A 25,706-nucleotide genomic window follows, 5' to 3' on the forward strand; every position below is an offset into this window, starting at 1 on the left:
ACTTTAGCCTTTTTTATTCCAGCCTATCGGGTCATGCCTGTCTGACCTGTTTCAAATTGCGTTTTTCTCATATCTCTGAAGCGTGTAAATGCGCCTTCGTCTTTAATGACTTGGACAGCTCTTCCATCTGCATAACGAGTCGCTGCTTCTTCTACTTGTGATACACCCTCTGATGTCAAGCGCCCATCTGTTTTAAGAGCAATATACACATTTTCATCCGTCACCATGACTTGTGAGTCTGTCACATGGTTCATTTTGTTCACTCGGTTGGCGATTTTTCTTGAACGCTGGATGTTCTCTTGTTTATCGTAGCCTGAGAACGACATTTGGTTATGATAGTTCATATCTCCATGACTGTAGCGTCCATCTCCACCAGTAAGCGGCATTCTCACTTGATCCTGTGTAGGGCGTGAACGATCATCAACATTCGTTGTATTTCTTCCGTTCATTCCCTCCATAAGCTCAGAAACCGGTCCTTGATGATCTTGGTTGTTGTCTGTTGCCTGTTGATTGGAGTGGTATCCAACTGGCTGGCCAGATTGATTATGACGTGTATCTACACCCGCATTGTTATTTGTACCACATGCCGTTAATCCAATAGGTAGAAGCACTAAGGCGATTGTTTTTTGCCATTTTTGTCTCAAACGAAAAACCCCCTGTACAAATTGAATCACATGAGCGCAAAACAGGCTCTGTATTAGCATGTACAGTTGAGGACAAAAACAAGCTGTCAGTTATAAACAAAAAAAGGAACGATTGAGATCGTCCCTTGTGTCATTAATCTTCTTCGTCTTCTTCTGGTCTTGCAAAAACAGATGGGTTTTGATAAGGCTGCTGCATATAAGGCTGAGCTGGGTAAGCACCCATTTGACCATATGGAACAGGGTTTGGATAATGTCCAGGCCATGGCTGATGATGCTTCATACCATCATCGCATCCGCAGTCTTCCTTGCCATATGCTTCATTTGGAGCGTTTGGATAAAAGCCTTGATTGACATTGGCATTCACATTCGCGCCTGCATTTGGATGCATATGGTGGTGCCAGTGATGCCCATCGTTTGCATGATGCTCATGATTTTCACCATAATAAGCCGGTGCTTGATACGCAGGGTAATACGGCTGAGCCGCCGGATAAGGGTACGGCATCATGTGATGGTGATAATACGGCTGTACCGGATAACAAAGGCCTGATCCCGGTAAAATAGGAGAAGCGGGTACCATTTGCTGCGGATATGGATACATTGCTGGCATGTAATGACCATAACCATAATAAGGATCATATGATTCTTGATGATGGTGGTGATGCTCTTTATTTTCAGCCATGCCCCCTACTGCTGCCCCTCCAACATTCGGCATTTGCGGGAAATTAGGAAGGTTTGGGTAATTACTATGCTCCATATCTTTTCCCTCCTCTTTTTGATGTGGGATATGAATGAATGGATCATATCCCTTTGCCACTTCATCTTTGAAATGATCCTTATTTTCATGATGAAAATGGTCCTTGTGATCTTTATGATCCTTTTTCTCATGAACATGATCTTTCTTTTCATGAACGTGATCTTTTTTCTCATGATGTTCTTTTTTGGGAGGAGGCGTGAATGGCTGGTAGAGATTCGTCTGATAATAGTTTACATCAACTTGTGGAAAAACTGGCTGTTCAATCTTTGGTACTGGTGGCACATAAGGTACCGGTTCATTCGGTTTTTCCTTCGGCTTCGTATCTTGAACTTGCACGACATCCTTTGGCTTTTCTTTTACATACGGGTGTTCTTTTGCTTTTGGCATTTCTTTTGCTTTGTGATGATCGGTTTTTACAGGAACACCACTAGATGGAATTTTGATTTTCATTCCTGGCATGATCAAATCTGGATTACTGAGCTGCGAATTTAATTTTTTCAATTCTTGAAAGTCGACTCCGTACTTCTTTGAAATTTTCCAAAGGGAGTCTCCTTTTTGCACAATATGAATTTTCAACGTTTTCCCCTCCTATGCAAAACGTGAACGTAGCGGTTATGTCAGAAGTACAATATGTTTCAATATAAATTTATGCCTATTTACAAGCCGATATGATAAAAACTTGTTTTCTGATAGGAGGGAACACTTCATTATTTAATGGTGAGCATCTTATTTAAAGCGAGCAATGCCTCTTTTGTCGTCTCTTCATTCACTTGAATCAACCCGACCGGCTCCCCTTTTTCAATGCTTTCAAGTGACCATAGTAGATGAGGCAGATCAATACGGTTCATTGTCAAACATGGACACATATCTGGATTGAGGGATTCGATTTGTTTGTCAGGGTGCTGGTCAATGATGCGTTTCACTAAATTCATTTCTGTTCCAATGGCCCACTTGCTTCCTGCTGGTGCCTGCTTGATCGTATCAATAATAAATTTCGTTGAACCAGCTAGATCAGAAGCCTTTACGACTTCATGCGTACACTCTGGATGAACAAGAATCTGTATGTCACGGTCACGTTTTCTCGTTTGTTCAATATTCTCAATGGTAAATTTCTCATGAACAGAGCAATGACCTTTCCATAAAATCATTTTGATTCGATGAAGCGGTTGGTCGGTGATGAGCTTTTCTTCTATTTGATCCCAGACAGCCATTTCCTCTAGCGGAACCCCTAAATCATAGGCCGTGTTACGCCCTAAATGCTGATCAGGAAGAAAAAGAATTCGCTCTTTTTGGGTCAGCGCCCACTCCAATACTTTTTTAGCGTTTGAAGATGTGACAGTCGATCCGCCATGTTTGCCGACAAATGCTTTAATATCAGCCGTTGAGTTTACATAAGTCAGTGGAAGGATCGTATCTCCAAACAGCTCAGTGAGCTGATCCCACGCCCTGTCTGTTTGTTTCATATTCGCCATATCTGCCATTGAACAACCTGCTCTCATATCTGGCAAAAAGACGTGCTGATTCTTTTTTGATAACATATCGGCCGTTTCTGCCATAAAATGAACCCCGCAAAATACAATGTATTCTGCTTCGTGATTGTCAGCAGCAATTTGTGCAAGCTGCAATGAATCACCTGTCACATCAGCAAATTGGATGACTTCATCTTTTTGATAATGATGACCCGGTATAAAAAGCTTTGATCCAAAAGCGCGTTTAATCTCTAATACTCTCTCTTTCATTTCATCATAAGAGCGCTGTTTATATTCATCTGGCATCATGGCTGTATGCTGCGCTGCTAACACATCAAGCATGGACATGAGTCGTTCCCCCTTTATGGCTGAATTCCATATTCATACTAAAATCGAATGATGGAGCAGAATGTGTGAGGAATCCAAGTGAAATAAGGTCTACACCTGTCCCCCGGTAGTTAGCCACATTCTCTAACGTGATGCCGCCTGATGCCTCTGTCAATATGGTTTCAGGGGTCATTTGTTTAAAGCGCTTCACTTCGTCTGGAGAGCAGTTGTCAAACATGATGACATCTGCTTTGGCATCAATGGCTTCCATCAGCTGTGCTTCTGATTCAATTTCCACTTCAATTTTCACCATATGACCGGCGTATGCTCTTGCTTTCTCCACAGCTTCCCTGATAGAACCACAAGCCGCAATATGATTATCTTTAATCATCACACCATCGGATAAGCCGAAACGATGATTCTTTCCGCCTCCGACTTTTACTGCGTACTTCTCCAGCATGCGCAAACCGGGTGTCGTCTTTCTCGTATCACAAATCGTAATAGATGGATCAGCTAATCGCTCTACTGCTTCATGCGTTAGTGTAGCAATCCCTGTCATTCTTTGTAGGATATTCAACACCACCCGCTCCCCTTTCAGCAAATCGTTGACGGAGCCTGTTATTTGTGCCAGTACAGCCCCTTCATGAATCCAATCACCTTCCTGGAAAAACAGCTCAGTTTGAACTTGTTCATTCAGCAGTTTGTATCCCATATCAATGACTTGTGTCCCGGCCAATACGCCTGATTGTTTCGCCATGATGTAAGCTGTTCCTTTCTTGTCTCCAAAGATGGCATCAGCGGATACATCTCCAAACCCAATATCTTCTTTTAAAAAATGAGTGAGCATTTGCTTTAACTGTAAACGTTCCATTTGGCACCAATCCTTTCATTTTTTATGATGTAAATATGGCCCTTTTCATGTACAATCTGTTTTGCTCGCCACGAAGCATCGTGCCGATTTGGATAATCGGTGCGATAATGACCGCCCCTACTTTCTGTTCTGAGTAATGCGGATTTGACAAGGCATATGGCTAAAGCCCATTGATTCGTTATTTCGATCTGTTCATTTGTGATATTCTTCACATTAATTTGCTGAAAAGAGACTTGTTCTAAATGATCGAGCAAAGTCTGTAAGCCTTTCTCATCTCTCACAATTGCGGCATATGCTGTCATCCATTTTCTGAGCTGAGCCTGTGAAACCGTTGGGACAGACCATACTTCTTGAATGGAAAGAGCAGGGTTTTTATCTTGCTGGGCTTGCAACCGCTCAACATACCGTGCCACCTTGTTTCCTAAAACGAGACCTTCTAAGAGCGAATTACTTGCCAGTCGATTGGCGCCGTGTAAACCTGTACAAGCTGCTTCACCAATGGCGAAAAGTGATGGAACTGTTGTTTCTCCATGTTCATTCACCTTAATTCCACCCATTAAAAAGTGCATACCGGGTGAAACTGGCAGCCTTCCGCTTGCCATATCAACTCCCGCACGCTGACACATCGAAGCAATCGCAGGAAAACGTGCAGAAAAATGCGGAATATCACGGATGTTCAGATAAATGGAATGACCGAGTTGCTGCTCATGGAAAATAGTCCTTGCCACCACATCTCTAGGCGCTAAATCGCTCTGCGGGTGGATTCCTTTCATGATCCGCCTGCCTGATTCATCTTCTAAATAGGCGCCCTCTCCCCTGACTGCCTCTGATACGAGACCGATCGCTTTACCTGAAGTGGTCAAAAGGGTCGGATGGAATTGCACAAATTCGAGATCTACTAGCTGTGCCCCTGCGCGATAGGCCATCATCAGACCATCTCCTGTCACAGACGGATCATTTGTGTTTGTTTCATATAAGGATCCACAGCCGCCAGTGGATAATACAACTGCATCCGCGGTCATTGTATGTACATGACCTTTTTCGTCTTTCCACACAACACCGGTACATACCCCTTCATGAACTAATAGATCCATGACATGATGATTTTCGTATACATGAATGTGTGAGCCGAGCTTCCCTTTCAAAAACTGCACGAGGGTTTTTCCCGTTTGATCTCCTCCTGCATGCAGAATACGATGGGTCGTATGGGCTCCCTCTTTACCTAACTGCGGAATTCCCGTTTCATCTCGATCAAATGGGCAGCCCTCTTCTACGAGCTTCTTTACAAGATCTTTTCCATGACGGACGATCTCCTGTACAGTTTTGTCATCATTGTGACCACACCCCGCAGCTAAAGTGTCTTGCACATGCTGATCGACAGAATCATGTGCGGAAAAGGCTGCAGCGATTCCCCCTTGTGCGAGCATGGAATTACTAGAGGAAAATTGTTTTTTTGTCATCATGATGACTTGGCAGTTCTCTGAGATCGTATTCACAAAGGAAAGAGCCGCAATGCCCGACCCCACCACAATGACTTTTTTGATAGATGACACAATTGCCCCTCCTGTCATTTACACCTGTCTTGACACATATCATTACACAACACTACAATAAATACAAGAAAAAATTTTCACACAGGAGATGGATGGATTTGATTTATTTAGATTATGCAGCTTCTACACCTGTTTCTGAGGATTCACTGCATGTATTTCAGCAGTTGAGCAAAGAATGTTACGGAAATGCGAGCAGCCTGCATGATGCAGGAGGAAGAGCAAATGAAATCTTGGCTTACAGCAGACAATCACTTGCAGCGATTCTAGGGGGCGAACCTGATGGTATTTACTTTACAAGTGGCGGAACTGAATCCAATATCCTTGCGATTCAATCGATCATAAATGGGCTACCTCCACATAAACAGCATGTCATTACCACATCAGTAGAGCACCCTTCCGTTCATCATGCGGTCAATGCCTTGCAGCGTCTCGGTGTGAAGGTGACGGTCATAGAACCGAATCAAGAAGGAATCATCACAAAGGAGATTCTCAAACAGGCTCTATTGCCTGAAACCGGACTAGTATCCATCCAGCATGCCAACTCAGAAACTGGGATTATTCAGCCATTAGCTGAATTAGCAACGCTCTTAAAAGAAAGAGATATTCTTTTTCATACAGATGCAGTGCAGACATTCGGAAAAATGCATGTGTCGATTAAAGAACTTGGGGTTGATGCCCTCTCCATTTCGAGTCATAAAGTGTATGCACCTAAGGGCGCCGGTGCTGTCTATATGGGGGCACATGTCCCTTGGAAGCCTATATATCAAGATACTGTACAGGAAAATGGTCTACGCCCAGGGACAGTGAACGTTCCATGCATCGGTGCTTTTGTTGCCGCGAGCGAGCAAATCATGCTGAAAATAGATCAACAGCAACAGCTGGATATTCAGCTTCGTGATTATTTTCTTCAGCAGCTAAAAAAACGGAAGCTGTCTGTCCGCATGCTGCAAGAAAGTGACCAGCGCCGCACGCTGCCTCATATTATTGGTTGTTTTTTTGAAGGGTTTGAAGGACAATATGTAATGTTAGCTTGTAACCGGCATGGGATTTGTATATCCACAGGAAGTGCATGCGCTTCTGGTTATCATCACCCTTCCCCTGCTGTAAAGGCATTACATGTATCAGATCGTGATGCCCTTCAATTCATTCGACTATCATTTGGACGAGGATCATCAAAGGATGACATCGATCAGCTTTTGCATACATTTGAAAGCTTGCAAAAGGAGAAGAAAGGAGCATAAACGTGGAACAAGAGAGAAAACTCATTGGCGAAGAAAGAAGAAACGCCATTTTAAAGTGGCTACAAGAGACTGATACACCACTCACCGGAAGTTTTTTAGCTAAAAAAGCCGCTGTCTCACGACAAGTCATTGTACAAGATATTTCATTACTCAAAGCAAAAAACGAACCCATTATTGCCACAAGCCAAGGCTATGTGTATATGGCGCAGCATACACCGGAAACTGAAATTGAACAGATTATCGCTTGCAAGCACGATCCTCATCGTACAGAAGAGGAGCTGACACTGATTGTAGACTACGGTGTAACGGTGAAAGACGTGATCATTGAGCACCCTGTCTACGGGGAGCTGACGGCCTCTATTCGAGTGAGTACGCGCAAACAAGTGGCTGACTTCGTTCATCATATTTCTAATACGGGCGCCTCCTACTTATCAGAGCTGACAGACGGCGTACACTTACATACCCTTACTTCATACAGCCAAAAGCAGCTTGACCAAGCCATTCAAGCGCTTGATGACGCTGGATTTCTCATTAAAGACTAAAAAAATAGTGTCCCCAAGAGGACACTATTTTTCATTCGTTAATTCATATGTTTGATAGCTGCCGAGTAGTTTCACTTCACAGCCAATCGCTTCTAATTCTTGAATGGCCCCAGGGACAAGTACATCATCCATCTCTTTTTCGATATCAATGATAAATAAATAGTGTCCAAGGCCTGTTTTTGTCGGACGCGATTCAATTTTGGACAAATTGAGATTCCGCCATGAAAAAGCTGATAACACGCGGTGCAATGCACCGGACTGATCATCCTTTGGCAGGCTGACAACAATGGTCGTTTTTGGCTTTGAAGAAAAACCAGAATTCATTGGGAACGATGCCTTCGCCTCTTTATGTAAAATAACAAAACGTGTATGATTGTGCGGATAATCATGAATGTCTTTTTTCGCAATCGTCAATCCGTACGTTTTTGCGGCGATTTCATTTGCAATCGCACCAACAGCTTCATCTGGATGCTCACTGATGTATTTTGCTGCATAGCCTGTTGATTCCACTGGCCGATGCGGAATATCAGGGAACTGCCTCTTCAAAAATTGATGACACTGCGCAATGGCGTGCGGATGTGACTGAATCACATCTAATGTCTCCCAGCTCTCCGCTCTCGATGGATGGACAAGCAGGTGCTGGCGAATCGGTGCTGTCATTTCGCCCACAATGGACAAAGCGTCCTCATGAATTAAATAATCAATCGTTAAGTTCACAGATCCTTCGAGTGCATTTTCAAGTGGAACGACCGCCAAATCTACTTCTCCCTTTGACACTGCATCCATACATTGCGGAATGGTTGCATAAGCCCGCTGCTCTGCATCTTTTGGAAAACAAGAACAGACAGCCAAATGAGTAAATGTGGCCTCTGGTCCAAAGTAACCTACCGTTAATTGCTTCATCTGCTATGATCTCTCCTTTTACGCCCCAGAACCTAGAATTTCAACTTTTTCGACAAATTCAAGTTTTCTTAATTGATTCATGACTGTATTGATATCATCTGCCATGCCGGCCGTACTGATCGACAGGGTGACATTCGCTCTTCCTTGCAGCGGAATCGTTTGGTGAATGGATAACACATTACAGCCAGAGTCAGCCACAATTTGCAGCAGCCTAGACAAAGCCCCAGACCGATCCTCCAGGTGGAAAAACAATGTGATGATCTGCTCCTTGACCATTGTATAAAATGGAAAAACAGCATCTCGATATTTATAAAAAGCACTGCGGCTTAAATCCGCTTTTTGAACAGCATCGGCAACTGAATCCGCTTTTTTGCGATCGAGAAGCTTTTTGACTTCAAGCGTTTTTCGCATCGCATCCGGAAGTACATCCTCTCTTACTAAATAGAACGTTTCTTCTTTCACCTGTTTTCTCCCCTTTTAAAAACGGGAGAGCCCATGAACTGGACCCTCCTTTTGATCAATCGATAAATTCAAATTCAAATTCAAGCAGACGAATGATGTCTCCATCTTTTGCACCACGTTCACGCAGGGCATCATCAACGCCCATTCCGCGCAGCTGTCTAGAGAATCGTTTCACTGACTCGTCTCTTGAGAAATCTGTCATCTTAAACAGTCGCTCAAGTGCTTTACCAGTTAAGACAAACGTACCATCAGGATCTCTTGAGATCTCAAATGCTGCTTCTCCTTCATCAAACTTGTACATCACACGGTTATCAGAGAGCTCTTCTTCATTGTAGAGCGGGAATTCCGGTGTTGTTTCAAGCTGATTGGCGATTTCAAATAAGAGCTCACGAAGCCCTTCTCTTGTGATCGCACTAATTGGGAACACTTTATAGTCATCTGTTAATTTTTCTTTAAATGCCGCTAGATTGTCAGCTGCATCCGGCATGTCCATTTTGTTCGCTACAATGATTTGCGGACGCTCTGTCAATCTCATATTGTATTGCTCAAGCTCTTCGTTAATCGTCACGTAATCTTCGTATGGGTCACGCCCTTCAAGTCCAGACATATCAATGACATGGACAATGACACGTGTACGTTCAATGTGGCGTAAAAATTGATGACCTAAGCCAACACCTTCGTGCGCTCCTTCGATCAGTCCTGGCAGATCCGCCATGACAAAGCTTCGGTTATCGTCTGTTTCAACAACTCCGAGGTTTGGCACAAGCGTTGTAAAATGATAATCCGCAATTTTTGGTTTCGCAGAAGAGACAATCGAAAGCAGCGTTGACTTCCCGACACTTGGGAAACCAACAAGTCCAACATCTGCAAGTACTTTTAATTCTAAGATGACGTCACGTTCTTTACCTGGCTCACCGTTTTCAGACAGCTGTGGTGCAGGGTTTGCTGGTGTTGCGAAGCGTGAATTTCCACGTCCACCACGTCCACCTTTGGCAATCACAGCCCGCTGTCCATGCTCAGTTAAGTCAGCTAGCACTTGTTCCGTCTCAGCATCTGTCACAACTGTACCCGGCGGAACTTTAACAATCATTTCTTCCGCATTTCGGCCATGCTGGTTTTTACTCATTCCATGCTCACCGCGGTCCGCCTTGAAATGACGCTTATAACGAAAGTCCATTAACGTTCTGAGTCCTTCGTCTACTTCAAATACTACATCTGCACCATTTCCGCCGTCGCCGCCTGCTGGCCCGCCTTTTGGCACATATTTTTCACGACGGAACGCCACCATACCGTTTCCGCCGTCACCGCCTTTAACATACACTTTAACCTGATCTACAAACATAACTTCCTCCGTTTCTCTGCATCACATATCTCGTTCTTGCCTCAAACAAAGCTCAATCATGGACTCATGATTCGTCACATGAAATTGCGTTATACTCATACATGGATAGTTTGCGTCATGAAACGCATTTAACGCATCCAAACTTGTTAATTTTCCTTTGAAATCAAAATATAAGATCACATCATTCTCTTCATGATCCGTTTGGAAAGTGACCGTTAAATGATTTTCAGTTTTTTGGCAAACTGATTGATCGAATATCGAAAACAACTCCCGTGATACCGTTAGCAGCTGCGATTCATATGCTGATAAGTCTCGGGTTTCACCAAGCACTTCATATTCTAGGGTGATAAAATGCGACTCCCAATTAAAGGTTAGAAAGTAATAGGCCAATTGGGGAATTTTTAAATTTGAGAGTTTGGATTCATGCTGTGCTTCAATGACCATTTCTTCTATTATTTCGAACACTCGGTCATATTTTTCTAATGTCAAGTTGCCTTTGATTAACTGCAATTTATTCATCCAGTCGTGTCTTGAACGACTAAGCAGATGGATCAATTCATTCGTTAATGCAACGTGAGTTAATTTTTCGTTTTGTTTACTTGGTATCTCTTCCATTATCGCACTCCCAATCGTTTGGTCTCTCTTTTAGGAGTCTTATCATCAATATGTCTCCCTGAATTATAACAGAGAAGACAGCTTAGAAAAACACTAGTTATGTGAGGAAAGGTTGTTTTTTCTGATCGTATAGGAGAAAATGAGGCAAAGTCAGCAAACATTCTTTGATATTTATGGAGTGCATCTTCTTTTATCATCTTCGGTACTACTTGTAAAAAGCGCAAAAGCTCCCTGAATAGTGAAAAAAACTCCAGTCAATGACCGGAGTTTTTAGCAATTATTGTGCCGCAGGATATACGCTCACTTTTTTACGGTCACGACCGAAACGTTCGAATTTAACTGTTCCGTCGATTTTAGCGAAAAGAGTGTCGTCGCCTCCGCGTCCAACGTTTTCACCTGGATAGATTTTCGTTCCACGTTGACGATAAAGGATAGAACCACCAGTTACGAATTGACCATCAGCACGTTTAGCGCCTAAACGTTTAGACTCAGAGTCACGTCCGTTCTTTGTAGAACCTACCCCTTTTTTAGATGCGAAAAATTGAAGATCTAATCTAAGCATGAAGTTCACCTCCTATTTTTTTGTAGATATTCTCACATAATCGTGATAATCTCGTTCAATTGTTTCTAAGGAAACGACCATGCCTTCTAAAAGCAACTGGGCTTTTTCAAAGGTGACTGGATCTGTATCAGCTGGCAGTTCAAAAGAGAAATACCCGCCTTCATCTCCAATATCAAGCAGTGGATCCATTCCTGTCAGTGCAATAATTGAATTGACTGACCCGAAAACAACAGCAGATACACCTGCACAAACGAGATCCTGACCTTTTTCAGCAAACTCGGCATGTCCAGTCATCTGAAAAGACGTAATGCTTTCATCTGCTGGCGACCGAGTAATGGTTGCTTTGATCATATCACTCACACGCCTTAAGCGTTGATTTTTTCGATAACAACTTTAGTGTAAGGTTGACGATGACCTTGTTTCTTGTGGTTGTTTTTCTTCGGTTTGTACTTGAACACAGTAATTTTCTTACCGCGACCTTGTTTTTCAACTTTAGCCGTTACTGTTGCTCCAGCAACTGAAGGGTTACCCACTTTGACAGTGTCTCCGCCGACAAACAATACGTTTTCGAAAGTAACTGTTTCACCTGCTTCAGCAGCTAGTTTTTCAACATAAACAGTTTGACCTTCTTCAACTTTTACTTGTTTACCACCAGTTTCGATAATTGCGTACATCTCTGCACCTCCTAATAAACTCAGACTCGCCGAATACAGGGGGCCAATAGGCACTTTACACCTGCTCCGCGCGGTTGTAGCACGGGTGCTACATATCCATAACATTAAAAAATATATCAAATTAGACGCTGAATGTCAATGTATTTTCACCATTAGTACGGCAAAAGAAGATCTTCCATGGAAGAGGTGGTTCTTCGATCTGAAAAATAAGCATGGAGCAATTCATTTTCATCGAGCTGGCTCATTTTCACACCATTCCGTTCGATAATAATGGGATGCTTACAGCCCCTTTGGAATCGCGCCATCACTTCATATATTTTCTCCTCAGCACTGGCTCTCAGCGGAATGAGTTTCTCTACCTTTTGCTCTTTTTTACCGTAATAACGTTCTAGTAAAAAACGTACCCTGATATAATGCCGCTGCCGGTGCTCCATCACAAGCGAGTAGGCTAAAAAAGTGAGCAGGATCCAGCCGTTGAATTGCAGCGGAGCAAAACAGAGTAACCCTGCTGTTAAAAGACCGAAAAAAATGAGTGAGCCTTTTATTGCAAGGGCGTGTGCCTGTTGGAAAGGGTAAAAAACAGATAAGAGCAAAAAGAATAATTTTCCGCCATCAAGCGGCCAAATGGGCAAAAGGTTCACTAGAAAAATCGCTACATTATAAAAAGTAAACATCGTAAAGACGTCATATGAAATAAGTGAGGCTTCCATGAGAAGCCAGGCGACGAGCTGGAGCGGGACATGCTGAATCGGTCCGCATAAAATGACCGCCATCTCTTCTTTTAGCGGACGGTTGCCATGCTCTTCTACTTCTACCGCCCCGCCAAATGGCAGTAAAAAAATCCGCCGAATCCGCCAGTGATAATAACAAGCAGCCGCTGCATGTCCAAGCTCATGGACACAGACGATGATGAGTAAACAAAGCAGCGGCCTAATTTGACCTGATAGCATGGCAAATGCCATGACTATCCAAAGGAGCGGGTGAACATGGACCTTTGTCAGCATGAGTAGCCATCTATTCAAAGGTCATCACCTGAATGGGATCAATAAACTGTTCATTTTGCTTAATGGCGAAGTAATATGTCCCCTTCCCTTGTTCATCAAGCGCAATTTGACCAATTTTTTCCCCCTTATCGACAAAATCGTATAAAGCCACATCAGCTTCTTTTAGTTGGCCGTACCAGCTATAGCTGTTATCTGCATGCTGCACCACGACTGTGAGCCCTGTATCACTTTTCTTTTTCACTTCTACGACATAGCCTTCTTTCATACTATCGATGGCTTCAGCAGATGTTTCAACTTTGACTCCGGCACCATTTTGCGTAAAGGATTCCTGTACTTTTCCAGAGGCAGGGACAGCCAGCTCTTGATTGGCTTGTACGTCCTTTTGCCCTTCTTTTCTATCGGTCAAAAAGGCAAGTGGGTTTCCGACAGTCTTCTCAAACCACCGGTTGGCGGCGGCAAATTGAAAATCTTGTTCAAAGGTTTGACTGATCATCGGCTTCAGCTGCTGAAAAGGCCCCGCCTGTCCTTTAAATGAAATAGCGGCAATCAGTACTAGAGAGGCAGAAAGTAAACATTTAAGCACAAATGTATTTGAATGAAATAACGGATGGCGAAATTTTTTCGTTTGGTGAGACGTCGACTCGTAGGAAGCCGAGCCAGAATGCTTTTCTTCTTCTGTTAACATGACCCATGGCGGAATATCATCTTTCTTCTTGAAAGCTGCCTTCTTAGGGGCAGCAGCTGGCTGCTTCATTTTGCGGCGCTGCGCTATTTTCTTTCGATACTCGTCCACTCTTTTCATAAGATCACCCTTTACATACAAACAGTTTGTACATTTTATGTGGCGACCTCATATGATATGCAACAAAAAGACCGATTCTCATCGAATCGGTCTCATCTCACGTAAATCATTATGCTCTTACACCGAAAAATGCTTTCAGCTTTGCAAACATCCCTTTGTTTTCATCTTCAAAGGATTGAAGAGGAACTGATTCACCTAGTACACGGCGAGCAATATTGCGATACGCAATGGAAACTTTATTTTTAGCATCCATGACAATCGGTTCACCATTGTTTGAAGCCTTAATGACATCATCATCATCGGCTACAATACCGAGAAGATCAATTGATAAATGATGGACAACTTCATCCACATCCATCGAATCGCCATTTTTCGCCATGTGTGTACGAATGCGGTTCACAATCAAACGAGGCGGTTCAATATCCTCTTGTTCCAGCAAGCCGATAATTCGGTCTGCATCTCTCACAGCTGAGATTTCAGGTGTCGTGACCACAATCGCTTTGTCAGCACCTGATACAGCATTTTTAAAGCCTTGCTCAATTCCAGCAGGGCAATCAATGACAACATAATCAAAGTCTTGTTTCAATGATTGAATTAATTCTTTGATCTGCTCCGGCTCTACCGCCGTTTTATCGCTTGTTTGAGCAGCAGGTAAAAGATACAAAAGATCCTCGAACCGCTTATCCTTCACAAGCGCTTGGTGAATCTTGCATCTTCCTTCTACTACATCGACTAGATCATAAATAATGCGGTTCTCAAGCCCCATCACGACATCTAAATTCCGAAGGCCGATGTCGGTATCAACTAGACACACTTTTTTCCCTTGAATTGCTAGTGCTGTGCCTAAGTTTGCAGATGTTGTTGTTTTGCCAACGCCGCCTTTTCCTGAGGTAATCACAATAGCCTCGCCCAATTTCACATTCCTCCCTCAAGCCTTGTCAGATTAGGTCTTATATGAGCCAATTGCTGCAGGCGTTCAATGATCATATTGCCATCTATATCTAAATAAGCACATTCCATTTCATTTCCATCTTCTTTTTGATCCGGTGCACGGTTAAACACTTGTGCGATGCGAAGCTGGGTTGGAATCATATGAGATGCCGCAATCACAGCTTGTTTGTTTCCATTACATCCAGCATGCGCTACACCTTTTAACGCACCGAGCACAAAAATATTCCCCCCTGCACGAATGGTTCCGCCAGGGTTGACATCTCCTATTAATAAAAGATCCCCTTCGACATAAAGCACCTGTCCAGAGCGTACAATTTTTGCTACAGAAGTAATCTCAGCTTCTGCTTTTAAACGTCTCGCCTCTTCAGTTGACATGACGTCACTTTCAATAGAGTGAATGACAAGATGTTCATTTTCAGACACCGCTTCAGTTAAACGCGCCTCTTGATCCTCTGTTAAATATCGAAAACCAAGTTTAATATGCACATTGACTTTATGTCCTTCTCTTCCATCTGTATATTGCTCAAGTAAAAGAACCTCTCGCAAGCCAGAAAGAAGGTCTTCAAACGAACAGTCATCATTTAACTGTAATGTTAATCCGTTTTTTGTACCTTTTATTGTCACATACTGCTGTTTTTGAGTTTTCAAGATGCTCACCTCAACAACATACTCATTTCGCCGTAATTGGACAAACTCCTGCTTTTATTCGTCGATCAGTCCTTGTTTCACATTGATGAAAAAGAGCCTAAGCGGCACAACAAGTATGAGAGACGCAGCAGTATTTAAAAGAATCGTTGGAATAAAGCGTTCGATGACATACGTATTAAAAGGCATAATACCTGGTTGAATCGTCGCTTGAACGCCGTACACATAAAACTCCATCACTGCAACAGCAATCATCGATAGAAAGACAACGACTAACATATTCGTTTGGAGGACTTTGAAGGCTTTTGCTAACAAATAGCAGAGCGCACCAAAGCCAAACATATGAACACCAAGAATACCTGTATACGAAATATCATATAAAAGTCCAAAGATAAATCCATAAATCACACCATATTTTTGATTCACAAAAGCTGTCATAAATACAAGTGCGAGTAAGATGAAATGAGGTGCTAAAATTTGATTATCTGAAACAAATGGGAGCTTCACTAAATCGACAAAAATACTGTCAAATACGAAAATAAACAACATGACGAAAGCAAGAAGGACACGTTTCACGAGCCTTCCTCCTTCGTTAATTGAGATGCATCTGCCGTACTTGTGCTGCGATTCACAACAATCACGCGATCTAAATTATTGAGTTCAGCAGCTGGTTCTACATAAATAATTTTTGTCAGTCCGTAATGGTCCGGCTCAATTTCGCTTACCTTCCCAATCGTCAAGCCCTGCGGGAATACGCCCCCTGCTCCAGATGTTTCAACAAGATCTCCTTTTTTGACATCCCCATCAGCATCGGATTTTAAAATGTTCATTGTCAGCATTTTTTTCTTGCTGTCATAACCGTTAATAATTCCATTGAGTTCTTCTTTGCCCTTTTTCGCAAAAATTTTCGTTGAAATTCTATTATTTTGATCTGTAGAGCTTAGCAACCTTACAGTCGACGTAAAATTGTTGAGCTTATCACTTTCAATTTTCCCAATTAACGCACCACTCTCATTGGTGACCGCCATATCTTTTTCAACGCCTTGTTTTTTCCCTTTATCAATCATGACAAAACTATCCCAAAGGGACGGGTTTCTCGCAATGACTGTTGAAAGAATGGGCGTGTAGTCACGAATAGAGTTCACATACCCGAGCTGCTTGCGAAGCTTTTTGTTCTCATCTTCTAGTTCTTGAAGTTTCGCCTCATATTGGGTTTGTCCATCAAGTTTTTTTCGAAGTCGCTCGTTTTCATCATATGTGTTCTTTAAATCTTGTACGTTCCCATAAATACCGGCAATAAATTGTGATGGTTTATGAAAGACACCTTGAAAAAAGCCTGTCGTATCCCCCACTAATTTTTCCGGCCATGAAGCACCTCTGCCGCTTTTCACTGAAAAACCAATCATGGCCACCAGTACGATGACACAGACAAGGAGCAACATTAATCTTTTATTCATAAAAAACTGCGGCATGTCTTACACCTCTTTATTTACGCCCAATTATCGATTATCTTTAGATTTTCCTTTGAACAAGTGAATATGTTCTAGTGCTTTCCCTGTTCCGATCGCCACACAGTCAAGCGGATCTTCAGCAATAATGACCGGCATTTTTGTTTCATCACTAATGACTTTGTCAAGATTACGTAGCAATGCACCGCCGCCTGTTAATACAATTCCACGGTCCATAATATCTGCTGCTAGCTCAGGTGGCGTTTTTTCAAGTGTCATTTTGACCGCATCGACAATTGTTTCCACCGTATCGCGAAGCGCTTTTGCAATTTCTTCTGCCGTAATAGAGATCGTTTTTGGCAGACCTGTTAAAAGGTCACGGCCGCGAATGTCCATCTCATCATGTACGTCAGGCTGCGCAGAACCGATTTCCATTTTAATCGCTTCTGACGTGCGATCACCAATCATAAGATTATACGTTTTACGAATGTAGCTGCTGATCGCATCATCCATTTCGTCTCCTGCAACACGGATCGATTGAGATGTCACAATACCGCCAAGTGAGATAATGGCTACTTCTGTTGTACCGCCGCCAATATCTACAACCATGCTTCCAGTTGGCTCCCATACAGGAAGGTTAGCACCAATTGCCGCAGCAAATGGCTCTTCAATAGGGTATGCGTCACGAGCACCAGCTTGTCTTGTTGCATCAATGACTGCACGCTCTTCTACTGCTGTAATACCAGATGGTACACACACCATCACGTACGGTTTACGAGCAAAAAGCCCTTTACCTTTTAATGCTTGATTAATGTAATATTTCATCATTGTTGCTGTCGTCTCGTAGTCTGCAATGACTCCGTCTTTCATTGGGCGCAGTGCCACAACATTACCAGGTGTACGACCGATCATGTTTCTAGCGTCATTTCCAACCGCCACTATAGACTTCGTATCAGTTTCCAAAGCTACGACCGAAGGTTCTCTCACAACAATGCCTTTTCCTTTAATAAAAACAAGCGTATTCGCTGTTCCAAGATCTATTCCAAGGTCTTTTGTACCAATTCCAAACATATGTATGTATCTTCCTTTCTTAAACCAAAATTCCCTTTAGGGAAAAACTCATAAACTCTATTATATCGTAAAACATTGAAAAAAAAAGTGTTACAAATACCCTTTTTCCTTCAAACTCACAAATTTTTGATCACCGATCACTAGATGATCAAGCAGCTGTATTCCAATCAGCTTCCCACATTCAAAAAGTCGCTGTGTGACTTCAATATCTTCCCTGCTGGGCGTCGGATCTCCAGATGGATGGTTGTGCACACATATAAATGAAGCGGCCGAACGTTTAAAGGCCTCTTTAAAAATTTCGCGCGGGTGAACAATCGACGAATTTAGACTTCCGATAAACACAGTATGTTTATGAAGAACTTGATTTTTGGTATTGAGATAAAGACAAACGAAATTCTCCTGCGTCAAAAATCGCATATCTTCCATCACAAAATTCGCACCATCTTCCGGCGTGCGGATCACATAACGGTTGTCCGTCGTTTGATGGTGTAATCTAGTGCCGAGTTCTAAAGCAGCTAAAAGAGAGATCGCCTTCGCTTTTCCAACTCCTCGAATCTTTGACAATTCTTCAATCGAAGCTTCCTTCACAGAACGAAGACCACCAAATGTTTGTAAAAGTCTTGCGGACACTTGAAGAACTGATTCCTTTTTTGTGCCTGTTCTCAAAAGAATCGCGACAAGTTCATGGTTTGATAAGCTGCTTGGGCCATATTTGACAAATCGTTCGCGCGGCTTTTCATCATGAGGAAAATGCTTCAGCAGCATAGGGAAATGATTCAAGATCTACACTCCTTTTTTGATTCCTTCCCGTCATCAAAAAGGGGTGATACCAAATGTTTCAAGCACTCTGACTGTTTTAGCAATAGGGAGTCCTACAACGGAAAAATAATCACCGTCTATTTTTTGTACAAACAGGGCACCTTTTCCTTGAATGCCGTAGCTTCCAGCTTTATCAAGAGGCTCATCGGTTTCAATATAGCGGTCTATTTCATCTTGTGTAAGCGGCCAAAATGTCACGTCTGTCTGTTCATAAAATGTTTCTTTTCTATTCTCTGATTGAATCGTGACACCAGTCAAGACTTGATGTGTCTTACCTGACAATAATTGAAGCATTGAGGCTGCATCTTCCTTGTCTTTTGGCTTTCCAAGACATTTGCCATCAATTGCAACAATTGTATCTGCACCAATGATCACAGCTTTGGGATGTATTTTTTGAATATCATTTGCTTTTTGTTCTGCCAACCATTGGACGTTCTCAGCAGGAGAAAGGTTTCGATTTATTTCTTCTTTTAAATCACTTGCTTGAATGTCATAAGAAAACCCTGCTAAATCAAGCAATTCTTTTCTTCTAGGTGATTGAGATGCGAGTATTAACTGGTTCATGTTTGTTCATCCTTTCAGGGTTTAGCCTAAGAGGTAAGATACCCATTCATCCTATCAAATGAATATCTTACCGACAATTGACGAAAATGCAATTTTCATGTTCCTACATCATTATGTTGGAAGCAAAAGAAAAAAACTAGTCATTTTTTGACTAGTTTGGCTGTTAAAAACATGATTTTACGTATTTAGTTGATCTAATAGCGCTTGCTGAGATTTCCAGCCATTTTCAGCAGATGGATCATTTAAAAGCTGTACAGCTTTCAGCAAACTGCTTTTAGCTGGTGCATCGGTTGTTTTGGCATTTTCGAGTTCAGAAATCAGCTGAGTGACTTCTTTTTGATCCACATCATCTCCTGCAATCATCTTAGAGGATAAGACAGATGCCTTCTCTATTAAACCTGTCAGCTCATCCGGCACTTGAAACGAGAGCTCTTTTCCTCCCCATGCTTCAAAGTGCTGATCGATTAATTTTTTCCCAACGGCACTTGTCATGCCTTGTTCTGTGGCAAGCCCGGCAATCACATAATATCCATCATCCATTGATACCTTTTTACCTGCATATCCTGCCTCTTTTAAACTGTCAACTAAATCATCTGCTCCTTTTTCAGAAGAAAACTTTCCAGCCTGCACCACAAAGGTTGAAAAATGGCCTGATGCACTTTTTTCACCTTCATTGTCCTTTGACGTATCTGCAAGATCAGCCGGTGGTGCATCTCCCCCAGCTTTCGCCGAAGGCCCGCTTCCAGATGCTGAGACGCTGATATGATCGCCTCCTGATGGATTGGCAGATCCATCTTTACTTAAACTTAGTGCAAATACACCGAGGCCTGTCCCTAGAACGACTGCAAACACAATCGTTGTCATCACTCGTTTGAAGGGACCGCGGTTTTTACTGAACTTCTGGTCAAAAGAACCTTTTTTCTTTTGATAAGGTGTGACGACCTTTGGATCCGAATGGTAAATGTGATCAGCTGCATCGTCCCATTGAAAATCTTCTTCTTTCGGTTTGGACGGTTCTTCCTCGGAAGCGGCTGTCTCCTGTTCCGACTGCCTCTTTTCCTCCCAGTTCGAAAACGTCACTTGATCCCCTTGCTGTTTTTGAGGTTGATGATCTTCTTCATGCAGCATTTCTTCCTTGCCATTAATATTGACCTTTAACCCTTGTTTTTTTGCCTGCCTTTTTTTCACTGTCATTCCCCGCTTTCTGACATTGTTTGTAAGAAAGACCTTTCTGTCCAATGAAATAGCGCGAATGTAACCCGTCCTTCTTTCTGTTTCACACTTTAACATAGCCAATAAAAAAAAGAACAAGACTTTTGTCGGCAGGTTCAAAAAGTGTTCGCCAATTTTCTCATCCAAAAAAATGACCAATTGGGCTTAACAAATCACCACAAAAAAAGATAAAGCCAGAAAGAACAAGCGATGGCAGGAACAAAAGGAAAGGGTTCATTTGCCTTGTAAGAAAACACCTTTGCGTAAACCATTCCCGTGACAGACGAAAGAAAAAGAATGATCAGAAATGGCTTAAATCCGAAGCAAAATGCAAGCACACCAAATAGTTTGACATCCGCTCCCCCCATACTATTTGGCTTGAATTGTTCTAAACTATAAAACAAAAGAAGACAAATAAGAAGAGATGCCACTCCTTCCCACCAAATAAAAAGCGGTTCTTGCGTGCGGTATATGACGAAAAGAGGAAAAAAGAAGAGAAAGAGCTCGTTGGGTACTCTCATATAAAAAAGATCGCTCACGACAGCAATCACGAATAAACTACATAGACTCACAAGAAAAAGGCCCTCAAAAGAGAAACCAGCATGTCTATAAACGAGTAAAAAAAGGCCGCCTGTCAACAGCTCAACCAGTGGATAAAGCAAAGAGAGCCGGGTTCCACAATGCTTACATGACCCTTTCAATACAACATAAGAAACAAGCGGGAGCATGTCGTGAAAAGAAAGCGGCTCTTTACAAGCTCCGCAGTGTGAACGAGGAAAAAGAATAGACCGCTTCATTGGAAGCCTCTCACCAACTAGATGAAAAAATGACCCCATGACCATGCCTGTGAAAAACATAAAAAAATCAATCAAATTAGGTGACTCCTTCCGGAAATAGAATAGACCGGATTGTACCATAGCGATTCACCTTTGATCACCTTGCGAAAAAGTGATTTTCCCCCTCTCCTACATATCAAAAGAAAAAAGACGCGCATTGCATAGAAGCAATTTGCGTCTTTTCCTTACTGTAAAATACGACTTCGTACATCTGAGATAAAATAAAGGGAACCTGTCACCAGAATCATTGCTGCAGGGTCATCTCTTTTTTTCTGAATGAACTCAAGCACTGCACGAGGGTCTTCATCAAACGATCTTGCTTCTAAATGACTGCAAGCATAAAGCTTTTCAGCTGACTCAGCTCTTGGAAAGTCAAAGGAAACAAAATGAATCGATGAACTAATCCTTTCAAGCTTTTCGATCATTTGTTTGTAAGGTTTATCTTTTAACGCACTAAAACATACATGAACCTGTTTACTAGAAAAATGAGCTTGTACAGTTTCAATTAAACGGTCCATTCCTTCTTCGTTATGAGCACCATCTAAATAAACAAGAGGCTGATCTTGGATCTTTTCAAATCTTCCAGCCCACACCGCCTGCCGAATTCCTTCATACACTTGCTCATTTAGCACATGGATATATCCTTCTTGCTCCAGCCATTCGATCAGTAGAACGGCAAGGGAGGCGTTCTGCATTTGATGCGTTCCGATTAACCCTGTCTCTAGCTGCGAGTACTCCCTTTTTGGGGTAGTGAATGTGAAGCGTTCACCTGTTTCAGTCGGCTGCTGGTCCTTAAAGGTACAAGTATCATGTAAAGAGATAAACGGCGCATTCTTTTCTTCGGCTTTGTGTTGAATCACAGTAAGAGCTTCCGCTTGATGAACGGCCGTGATCATCGGTATCCCAGCTTTAATAATGCCAGCTTTTTCTGCGGCAATCTGATCAAGTGTGTCGCCTAAAATGGCCATATGATCGTGACCAATCGACGTAATTGCTGTTAAGATGGGCGCTGCCACATTTGTAGAATCAAGTCTTCCGCCAAGCCCTGTTTCCAAGAGGACAAAGTCTACTTGGTGCACATGGGCAAAATAAGCAAACGCACATGCTGTAATGATCTCAAACTCTGTTGCTGCACCAAGCTCTGTATCATCTAATTCATCAACTAAAGGCTTGATTTCGTTCACCAAACTCAGCCACTCTTCGTCCAAAATCGGCTCCCCATTTACACTAATTCGTTCATTGAACGTTAAAATAAATGGCGAGGTGAAGGTTCCAACTGAATAGCCCGCTGACTGTAAAATGGACCGAGTAAATGCAATCGTTGATCCTTTTCCGTTTGTTCCAGCCACATGCACCGCTTTTATTTTTTGTTCAGGATGGTCTAGTCTGTCCATCAGCCATTTCATTCGTTCAAGTCCCGGTTTGACACCGAAAGCGAGTCTGCTATGAATCCATTCAATGGCTTCATGATAGGTTGTAAACAATGTCATCTCTCATTTCATACGGAATTTTCAAAAAAGACGACTCCATTCCGTTAGGAGCCGTCTTTTCAACATTATGCTTTCAGCTCTTCAATACGTTTTTGAACAGCTTCGCGTTTTGCGACATAATCACGTTCTTTCGCACGCTCTTCTTCTACGACGCTTTCAGGCGCTTTTTTCATAAAACCTTCATTGCCAAGCTTTTTCTGAACTCGTTCCACTTCTTTTGTCAGTTTATCAAGCTCTTTTTGCAGACGGGCAATTTCTTCGTCTAAATTGATTAAACCTTCAAGCGGAAGAATGAGCTCTGCTCCAGAAATAACTGCTGTCATCGCTTTATCACTAGCTGGGACATCTGTGCCAATTTCAAGAACACTCGGATTCGTGAAGCGCTCAATATATGAACGATTTTTCTCTAAACGTTCCTGAACATCAGATGTAGATGCTTTGATATATAGCTCGACTTGTTTGCTCATTGGTGTGTTGACTTCACTGCGAATGTTACGAACAGAACGAATCAGTTCAACAAGCAGCTTCATGTCAGCAGAAGCTTGTTCGTCGGAAAGCTCCGGCTTCACTTCAGGCCATTTCGCAACCGTAATAGACTCACCTTCGTGCGGCAGATGCTGCCAGATTTCTTCTGTTAAGAACGGCATAAACGGATGTAAAAGTCTCATCGTTTGATCTAATACATACGCAAGGATCGAACGAGTCGTTTTCTTCGCCGCTTCATCTTCTCCATAAAGCGGAAGTTTCGCCATTTCAATGTACCAATCACAGAAATCATCCCAAATGAAGTTGTATAAATGTCTGCCCACTTCACCGAATTCATACTTGTCAGCAAGCTGTGTGACACTTTCAATTGTTTCATTTAAGCGTGTCAAAATCCATTGATCAGCGACTGATTTTTCTCCTGTTAAATCAAGCTCATCATACGTTAAACCATCCATATTCATGAGAGCAAAACGGGATGCGTTCCAAATTTTGTTCGCAAAGTTCCAAGTGGATTCAACCTTTTCAAAGCTAAAACGTAAATCTTGACCTGGAGAGCTTCCAGTCGCTAAGAAATATCTCAATGAATCCGCTCCGTACTTGTCGATGACCTCCATTGGATCAATTCCGTTGCCAAGTGACTTACTCATTTTACGCCCTTGTTCATCGCGGATAAGACCATGAATAAGGACATCTTTAAATGGTTTTTCTCCTGTGAATTCAAGGCCTTGGAAGATCATACGAGATACCCAGAAGAAGATGATGTCATAGCCTGTTACAAGCAGATTGGTTGGGTAGTAGCGCTTGAAGTCTTCACTTTCTGCATCTGGCCAGCCCATTGTAGAGAAAGGCCAAAGCGCTGAACTAAACCATGTATCAAGTACATCGTTATCTTGCTCCCAGTTTTCAATATCTTCTGGCGCATCAAGTCCCACGTATACTTCCTTCGTTTCTTTATGATACCAAGCCGGGATGCGGTGTCCCCACCATAGTTGACGAGAAATACACCAGTCACGAATGTTTTCCATCCAGTGTAAATACGTCTTTTCAAATCGGTCTGGAACAAATTGAACTTGCTCATCACCTTTTTGCAGATTGATGGCTTCATCTGCGAGCGGCTGCATTTTCACAAACCATTGTGTTGATAAATATGGCTCCACTACAGCGCCACTGCGCTCACTGTGACCAACTGAATGCATGTGGTCCTCAATTTTGAACAAAATGCCTTCTTCTTGAAGATCTTTCACAAGCTGTTTACGACATTCGAAGCGGTCCATTCCTTTGTATTGAAGTGCGTTTCCATTCATTGTGCCATCTTCATTCATCACAAGAATGCGCTCTAGGTTATGACGGTTTCCAAGCTCGAAGTCATTCGGGTCATGAGCCGGCGTAATTTTTACAGCTCCTGATCCAAATTCCATATCGACATAGTCATCCCCGACGATTGGAATCTCTCGGCCTGTAATTGGTAAAACAACTGTTTTCCCAATCAAATGCTGATAGCGTTCATCTTCAGGATGTACAGCGACTGCCGTATCTCCCAGCATCGTTTCAGGTCTTGTTGTCGCAATTTCAATCGAACCGGATCCATCTGCAAGCGGATATCTCAAGTGATAAAACGCACCTTGCACATCTTTGTAGATGACTTCAATATCAGAAAGGGCCGTTTTTGTTGCTGGGTCCCAGTTAATGATGTATTCTCCGCGATAGATCAATCCTTTTTCATACAATTGAACAAACACTTGGCGGACTGCTTTATTCAAGCCTTCATCTAATGTAAAACGCTCACGCGAATAGTCTAGACCTAGACCCATTTTCGCCCACTGGCTGCGAATAAAATCGGCATACTCTTCTTTCCACTTCCACGTTTCTTCTACAAATTTTTCACGTCCGAGATCATAGCGGCTCACGCCTTCTTCGCGAAGCTTCGCCTCTACCTTTGCTTGTGTTGCAATACCCGCATGGTCCATTCCTGGTAGCCATAAAACATCATAGCCCTGCATCCGTTTCATACGAGTCACGATGTCTTGAAGGGTTGAATCCCAAGCATGCCCTAAGTGTAATTTTCCTGTCACGTTTGGTGGAGGAATGACGACTGTATATGGATCTTTCGTTTTGTCATTTTGTGCTTCGAAGAATTTCCCTTCAAGCCAGTACGTATAGCGGTCTTTTTCAATCGCATTTGGATCGTACTTTGTTGGCATTTCTTGATTATTTGTTTCCATTTGTGTTACCTCCACATTTTTTCGGCTGATGAAACATAAAAAAAGCCTTCTCATCCTTATAAAAGGACGAAAAAGCTTTTTCGCGGTACCACCTTTTTTCACGAAACACTTAGACGTGTCCCGTACTCTCTAAAGGATAACGGGGATCTCCCGAATTTCTCTACTACATGTTTCAAGAAATTAAGCTCACAGGCGAC

Annotated in this window: 27 protein-coding genes and 2 other annotated features (1 of these 29 running past the window's edge); of the genes, 2 read left to right on the top strand and 25 right to left on the bottom strand. The window is 42.5% G+C overall.

Annotated elements, in window-relative coordinates; translation table 11 throughout:
* Positions 1–23: 23 nt before the first annotated feature.
* The 5 genes from ASG46_RS19735 to nadB all read right to left on the bottom strand — a co-directional run bounded on the left by ASG46_RS19735 (position 24) and on the right by nadB (position 5,618).
* Positions 24–644: a YhcN/YlaJ family sporulation lipoprotein gene (locus ASG46_RS19735; protein ID WP_008342769.1), complete on the bottom strand. Its 621-nt coding sequence runs from the start codon at positions 642–644 to the stop codon at positions 24–26.
* 133 nt (positions 645–777) lie between these two features.
* Entirely contained in the window at positions 778–1,974 is a 1,197-nt protein-coding gene (safA, locus tag ASG46_RS19740) for a SafA/ExsA family spore coat assembly protein (RefSeq protein WP_056705846.1), read from the bottom strand.
* 131 nt (positions 1,975–2,105) lie between these two features.
* The gene (gene nadA / locus ASG46_RS19745) at positions 2,106–3,215 is read right to left on the bottom strand and encodes a quinolinate synthase NadA (protein WP_056705849.1); all 1,110 of its coding nucleotides are present in this window, start codon (positions 3,213–3,215) and stop codon (positions 2,106–2,108) included.
* Positions 3,202–4,065: a carboxylating nicotinate-nucleotide diphosphorylase gene (gene nadC / locus ASG46_RS19750; protein ID WP_007501512.1), complete on the bottom strand. Its 864-nt coding sequence runs from the start codon at positions 4,063–4,065 to the stop codon at positions 3,202–3,204. Before nadC ends, nadA begins: the two co-directional genes overlap by 14 nt.
* A complete protein-coding gene (gene nadB / locus ASG46_RS19755; RefSeq protein ID WP_082515517.1) occupies positions 4,047–5,618 on the bottom strand; it encodes an L-aspartate oxidase in 1,572 nt (523 codons plus the stop codon). Before nadB ends, nadC begins: the two co-directional genes overlap by 19 nt.
* A gap of 92 nt (positions 5,619–5,710) precedes the next feature.
* On the opposite strand from nadB, the gene ASG46_RS19760 reads away from it, so the two are divergent.
* Positions 5,711–6,859, top strand: coding sequence for an IscS subfamily cysteine desulfurase (locus ASG46_RS19760; RefSeq protein ID WP_056705855.1), 1,149 nt, complete (start codon positions 5,711–5,713; stop codon positions 6,857–6,859).
* 2 nt (positions 6,860–6,861) lie between these two features.
* Positions 6,862–7,401: a transcription repressor NadR gene (locus ASG46_RS19765; protein ID WP_017358132.1), complete on the top strand. Its 540-nt coding sequence runs from the start codon at positions 6,862–6,864 to the stop codon at positions 7,399–7,401.
* A gap of 24 nt (positions 7,402–7,425) precedes the next feature.
* On the opposite strand, the gene pheA is transcribed toward ASG46_RS19765, so the two are convergent.
* The 20 genes from pheA to ASG46_RS19865 all read right to left on the bottom strand — a co-directional run bounded on the left by pheA (position 7,426) and on the right by ASG46_RS19865 (position 25,509).
* A complete protein-coding gene (pheA, locus tag ASG46_RS19770) occupies positions 7,426–8,304 on the bottom strand; it encodes a prephenate dehydratase (protein ID WP_007501516.1) in 879 nt (292 codons plus the stop codon).
* 18 nt (positions 8,305–8,322) lie between these two features.
* Positions 8,323–8,766, bottom strand: a complete 444-nt coding sequence (locus ASG46_RS19775; RefSeq protein ID WP_008342790.1) for an ACT domain-containing protein — start codon at positions 8,764–8,766, stop codon at positions 8,323–8,325.
* Positions 8,767–8,821: 55 nt separating this feature from the next.
* Positions 8,822–10,108, bottom strand: a complete 1,287-nt coding sequence (gene obgE, locus ASG46_RS19780) for a GTPase ObgE (protein ID WP_007501521.1) — start codon at positions 10,106–10,108, stop codon at positions 8,822–8,824.
* 21 nt (positions 10,109–10,129) lie between these two features.
* The gene (locus tag ASG46_RS19785) at positions 10,130–10,723 is read right to left on the bottom strand and encodes a sporulation initiation phosphotransferase B (protein ID WP_007501522.1); all 594 of its coding nucleotides are present in this window, start codon (positions 10,721–10,723) and stop codon (positions 10,130–10,132) included.
* 277 nt (positions 10,724–11,000) lie between these two features.
* Positions 11,001–11,285: a 50S ribosomal protein L27 gene (gene rpmA, locus ASG46_RS19790; protein ID WP_003216586.1), complete on the bottom strand. Its 285-nt coding sequence runs from the start codon at positions 11,283–11,285 to the stop codon at positions 11,001–11,003.
* A 12-nt stretch (positions 11,286–11,297) separates the two neighbouring features.
* Positions 11,298–11,636 (bottom strand): ribosomal-processing cysteine protease Prp, encoded by a 339-nt coding sequence (locus ASG46_RS19795; RefSeq protein ID WP_007501524.1) that lies wholly within the window; start codon positions 11,634–11,636, stop codon positions 11,298–11,300.
* Positions 11,637–11,650: 14 nt separating this feature from the next.
* Positions 11,651–11,959, bottom strand: a complete 309-nt coding sequence (rplU, locus tag ASG46_RS19800) for a 50S ribosomal protein L21 (RefSeq protein ID WP_003216781.1) — start codon at positions 11,957–11,959, stop codon at positions 11,651–11,653.
* 12 nt (positions 11,960–11,971) lie between these two features.
* Positions 11,972–12,045, bottom strand: a sequence feature (ribosomal protein L21 leader region).
* Positions 12,046–12,111: 66 nt separating this feature from the next.
* Entirely contained in the window at positions 12,112–12,981 is an 870-nt protein-coding gene (locus ASG46_RS19805; protein ID WP_056705859.1) for a M50 family metallopeptidase, read from the bottom strand.
* Positions 12,974–13,765: a M23 family metallopeptidase gene (locus ASG46_RS19810; RefSeq protein WP_050827517.1), complete on the bottom strand. Its 792-nt coding sequence runs from the start codon at positions 13,763–13,765 to the stop codon at positions 12,974–12,976. Before ASG46_RS19810 ends, ASG46_RS19805 begins: the two co-directional genes overlap by 8 nt.
* Before the next feature lie 109 nt (positions 13,766–13,874).
* The gene (minD, locus tag ASG46_RS19815) at positions 13,875–14,678 is read right to left on the bottom strand and encodes a septum site-determining protein MinD (RefSeq protein ID WP_007501531.1); all 804 of its coding nucleotides are present in this window, start codon (positions 14,676–14,678) and stop codon (positions 13,875–13,877) included.
* Between the two features lie 2 nt (positions 14,679–14,680).
* Positions 14,681–15,364, bottom strand: a complete 684-nt coding sequence (gene minC, locus ASG46_RS19820) for a septum site-determining protein MinC (RefSeq protein ID WP_007501533.1) — start codon at positions 15,362–15,364, stop codon at positions 14,681–14,683.
* Positions 15,365–15,418: 54 nt separating this feature from the next.
* Complete coding sequence (gene mreD, locus ASG46_RS19825) at positions 15,419–15,937, bottom strand: rod shape-determining protein MreD (protein WP_008342803.1); 519 nt, start codon at positions 15,935–15,937, stop codon at positions 15,419–15,421.
* Complete coding sequence (gene mreC, locus ASG46_RS19830; RefSeq protein ID WP_007501536.1) at positions 15,934–16,833, bottom strand: rod shape-determining protein MreC; 900 nt, start codon at positions 16,831–16,833, stop codon at positions 15,934–15,936. The genes mreD and mreC overlap by 4 nt, the downstream gene beginning before the upstream one ends.
* Before the next feature lie 27 nt (positions 16,834–16,860).
* Complete coding sequence (locus tag ASG46_RS19835; protein ID WP_007501538.1) at positions 16,861–17,880, bottom strand: rod shape-determining protein; 1,020 nt, start codon at positions 17,878–17,880, stop codon at positions 16,861–16,863.
* A gap of 90 nt (positions 17,881–17,970) precedes the next feature.
* Complete coding sequence (radC, locus tag ASG46_RS19840; RefSeq protein ID WP_026050121.1) at positions 17,971–18,645, bottom strand: RadC family protein; 675 nt, start codon at positions 18,643–18,645, stop codon at positions 17,971–17,973.
* Positions 18,646–18,693: 48 nt separating this feature from the next.
* Positions 18,694–19,263, bottom strand: a complete 570-nt coding sequence (locus tag ASG46_RS19845) for a Maf family protein (protein WP_056705862.1) — start codon at positions 19,261–19,263, stop codon at positions 18,694–18,696.
* A gap of 177 nt (positions 19,264–19,440) precedes the next feature.
* The gene (locus ASG46_RS19850; protein WP_019743432.1) at positions 19,441–20,634 is read right to left on the bottom strand and encodes an SPOR domain-containing protein; all 1,194 of its coding nucleotides are present in this window, start codon (positions 20,632–20,634) and stop codon (positions 19,441–19,443) included.
* Between the two features lie 14 nt (positions 20,635–20,648).
* Positions 20,649–21,392: a prepilin peptidase gene (locus ASG46_RS19855; protein ID WP_327019554.1), complete on the bottom strand. Its 744-nt coding sequence runs from the start codon at positions 21,390–21,392 to the stop codon at positions 20,649–20,651.
* A gap of 104 nt (positions 21,393–21,496) precedes the next feature.
* Positions 21,497–22,801 carry a bifunctional folylpolyglutamate synthase/dihydrofolate synthase gene (locus ASG46_RS19860; RefSeq protein WP_056705868.1) on the bottom strand — a complete coding sequence of 435 codons (1,305 nt, stop codon included), beginning with the start codon at positions 22,799–22,801 and terminating at the stop codon, positions 21,497–21,499.
* Positions 22,802–22,866: 65 nt separating this feature from the next.
* Positions 22,867–25,509, bottom strand: coding sequence for a valine--tRNA ligase (locus ASG46_RS19865; protein ID WP_056705870.1), 2,643 nt, complete (start codon positions 25,507–25,509; stop codon positions 22,867–22,869).
* A gap of 59 nt (positions 25,510–25,568) precedes the next feature.
* Positions 25,569–25,706: a binding site (T-box leader), on the bottom strand; it runs 92 nt beyond the window's last position.

It is taken from the genome of Bacillus sp. Leaf49, from assembly GCF_001426125.1.
Lineage (GTDB): Bacteria > Bacillota > Bacilli > Bacillales > Bacillaceae > Bacillus > Bacillus altitudinis.

Coding starts and splice junctions, on each gene's coding strand:
- nadA (WP_056705849.1), bottom strand. CDS start 3,215: ATGTCCATGCTTGATGTGTTAGCAGCGCAGCATACAGCCATGATGCCA.
- nadC (WP_007501512.1), bottom strand. CDS start 4,065: ATGGAACGTTTACAGTTAAAGCAAATGCTCACTCATTTTTTAAAAGAA.
- ASG46_RS19760 (WP_056705855.1), top strand. CDS start 5,711: ATGGATTTGATTTATTTAGATTATGCAGCTTCTACACCTGTTTCTGAG.
- pheA (WP_007501516.1), bottom strand. CDS start 8,304: ATGAAGCAATTAACGGTAGGTTACTTTGGACCAGAGGCCACATTTACT.
- obgE (WP_007501521.1), bottom strand. CDS start 10,108: ATGTTTGTAGATCAGGTTAAAGTGTATGTTAAAGGCGGTGACGGCGGA.
- ASG46_RS19785 (WP_007501522.1), bottom strand. CDS start 10,723: ATGGAAGAGATACCAAGTAAACAAAACGAAAAATTAACTCACGTTGCA.
- rpmA (WP_003216586.1), bottom strand. CDS start 11,285: ATGCTTAGATTAGATCTTCAATTTTTCGCATCTAAAAAAGGGGTAGGT.
- ASG46_RS19795 (WP_007501524.1), bottom strand. CDS start 11,636: ATGATCAAAGCAACCATTACTCGGTCGCCAGCAGATGAAAGCATTACG.
- rplU (WP_003216781.1), bottom strand. CDS start 11,959: ATGTACGCAATTATCGAAACTGGTGGTAAACAAGTAAAAGTTGAAGAA.
- ASG46_RS19810 (WP_050827517.1), bottom strand. CDS start 13,765: ATGAAAAGAGTGGACGAGTATCGAAAGAAAATAGCGCAGCGCCGCAAA.
- mreC (WP_007501536.1), bottom strand. CDS start 16,833: ATGCCGCAGTTTTTTATGAATAAAAGATTAATGTTGCTCCTTGTCTGT.
- ASG46_RS19835 (WP_007501538.1), bottom strand. CDS start 17,880: ATGTTTGGAATTGGTACAAAAGACCTTGGAATAGATCTTGGAACAGCG.
- radC (WP_026050121.1), bottom strand. CDS start 18,645: ATGCTGCTGAAGCATTTTCCTCATGATGAAAAGCCGCGCGAACGATTT.
- ASG46_RS19845 (WP_056705862.1), bottom strand. CDS start 19,263: ATGAACCAGTTAATACTCGCATCTCAATCACCTAGAAGAAAAGAATTG.
- ASG46_RS19855 (WP_327019554.1), bottom strand. CDS start 21,392: ATGGTACAATCCGGTCTATTCTATTTCCGGAAGGAGTCACCTAATTTG.
- ASG46_RS19860 (WP_056705868.1), bottom strand. CDS start 22,801: ATGACATTGTTTACAACCTATCATGAAGCCATTGAATGGATTCATAGC.
- ASG46_RS19865 (WP_056705870.1), bottom strand. CDS start 25,509: ATGGAAACAAATAATCAAGAAATGCCAACAAAGTACGATCCAAATGCG.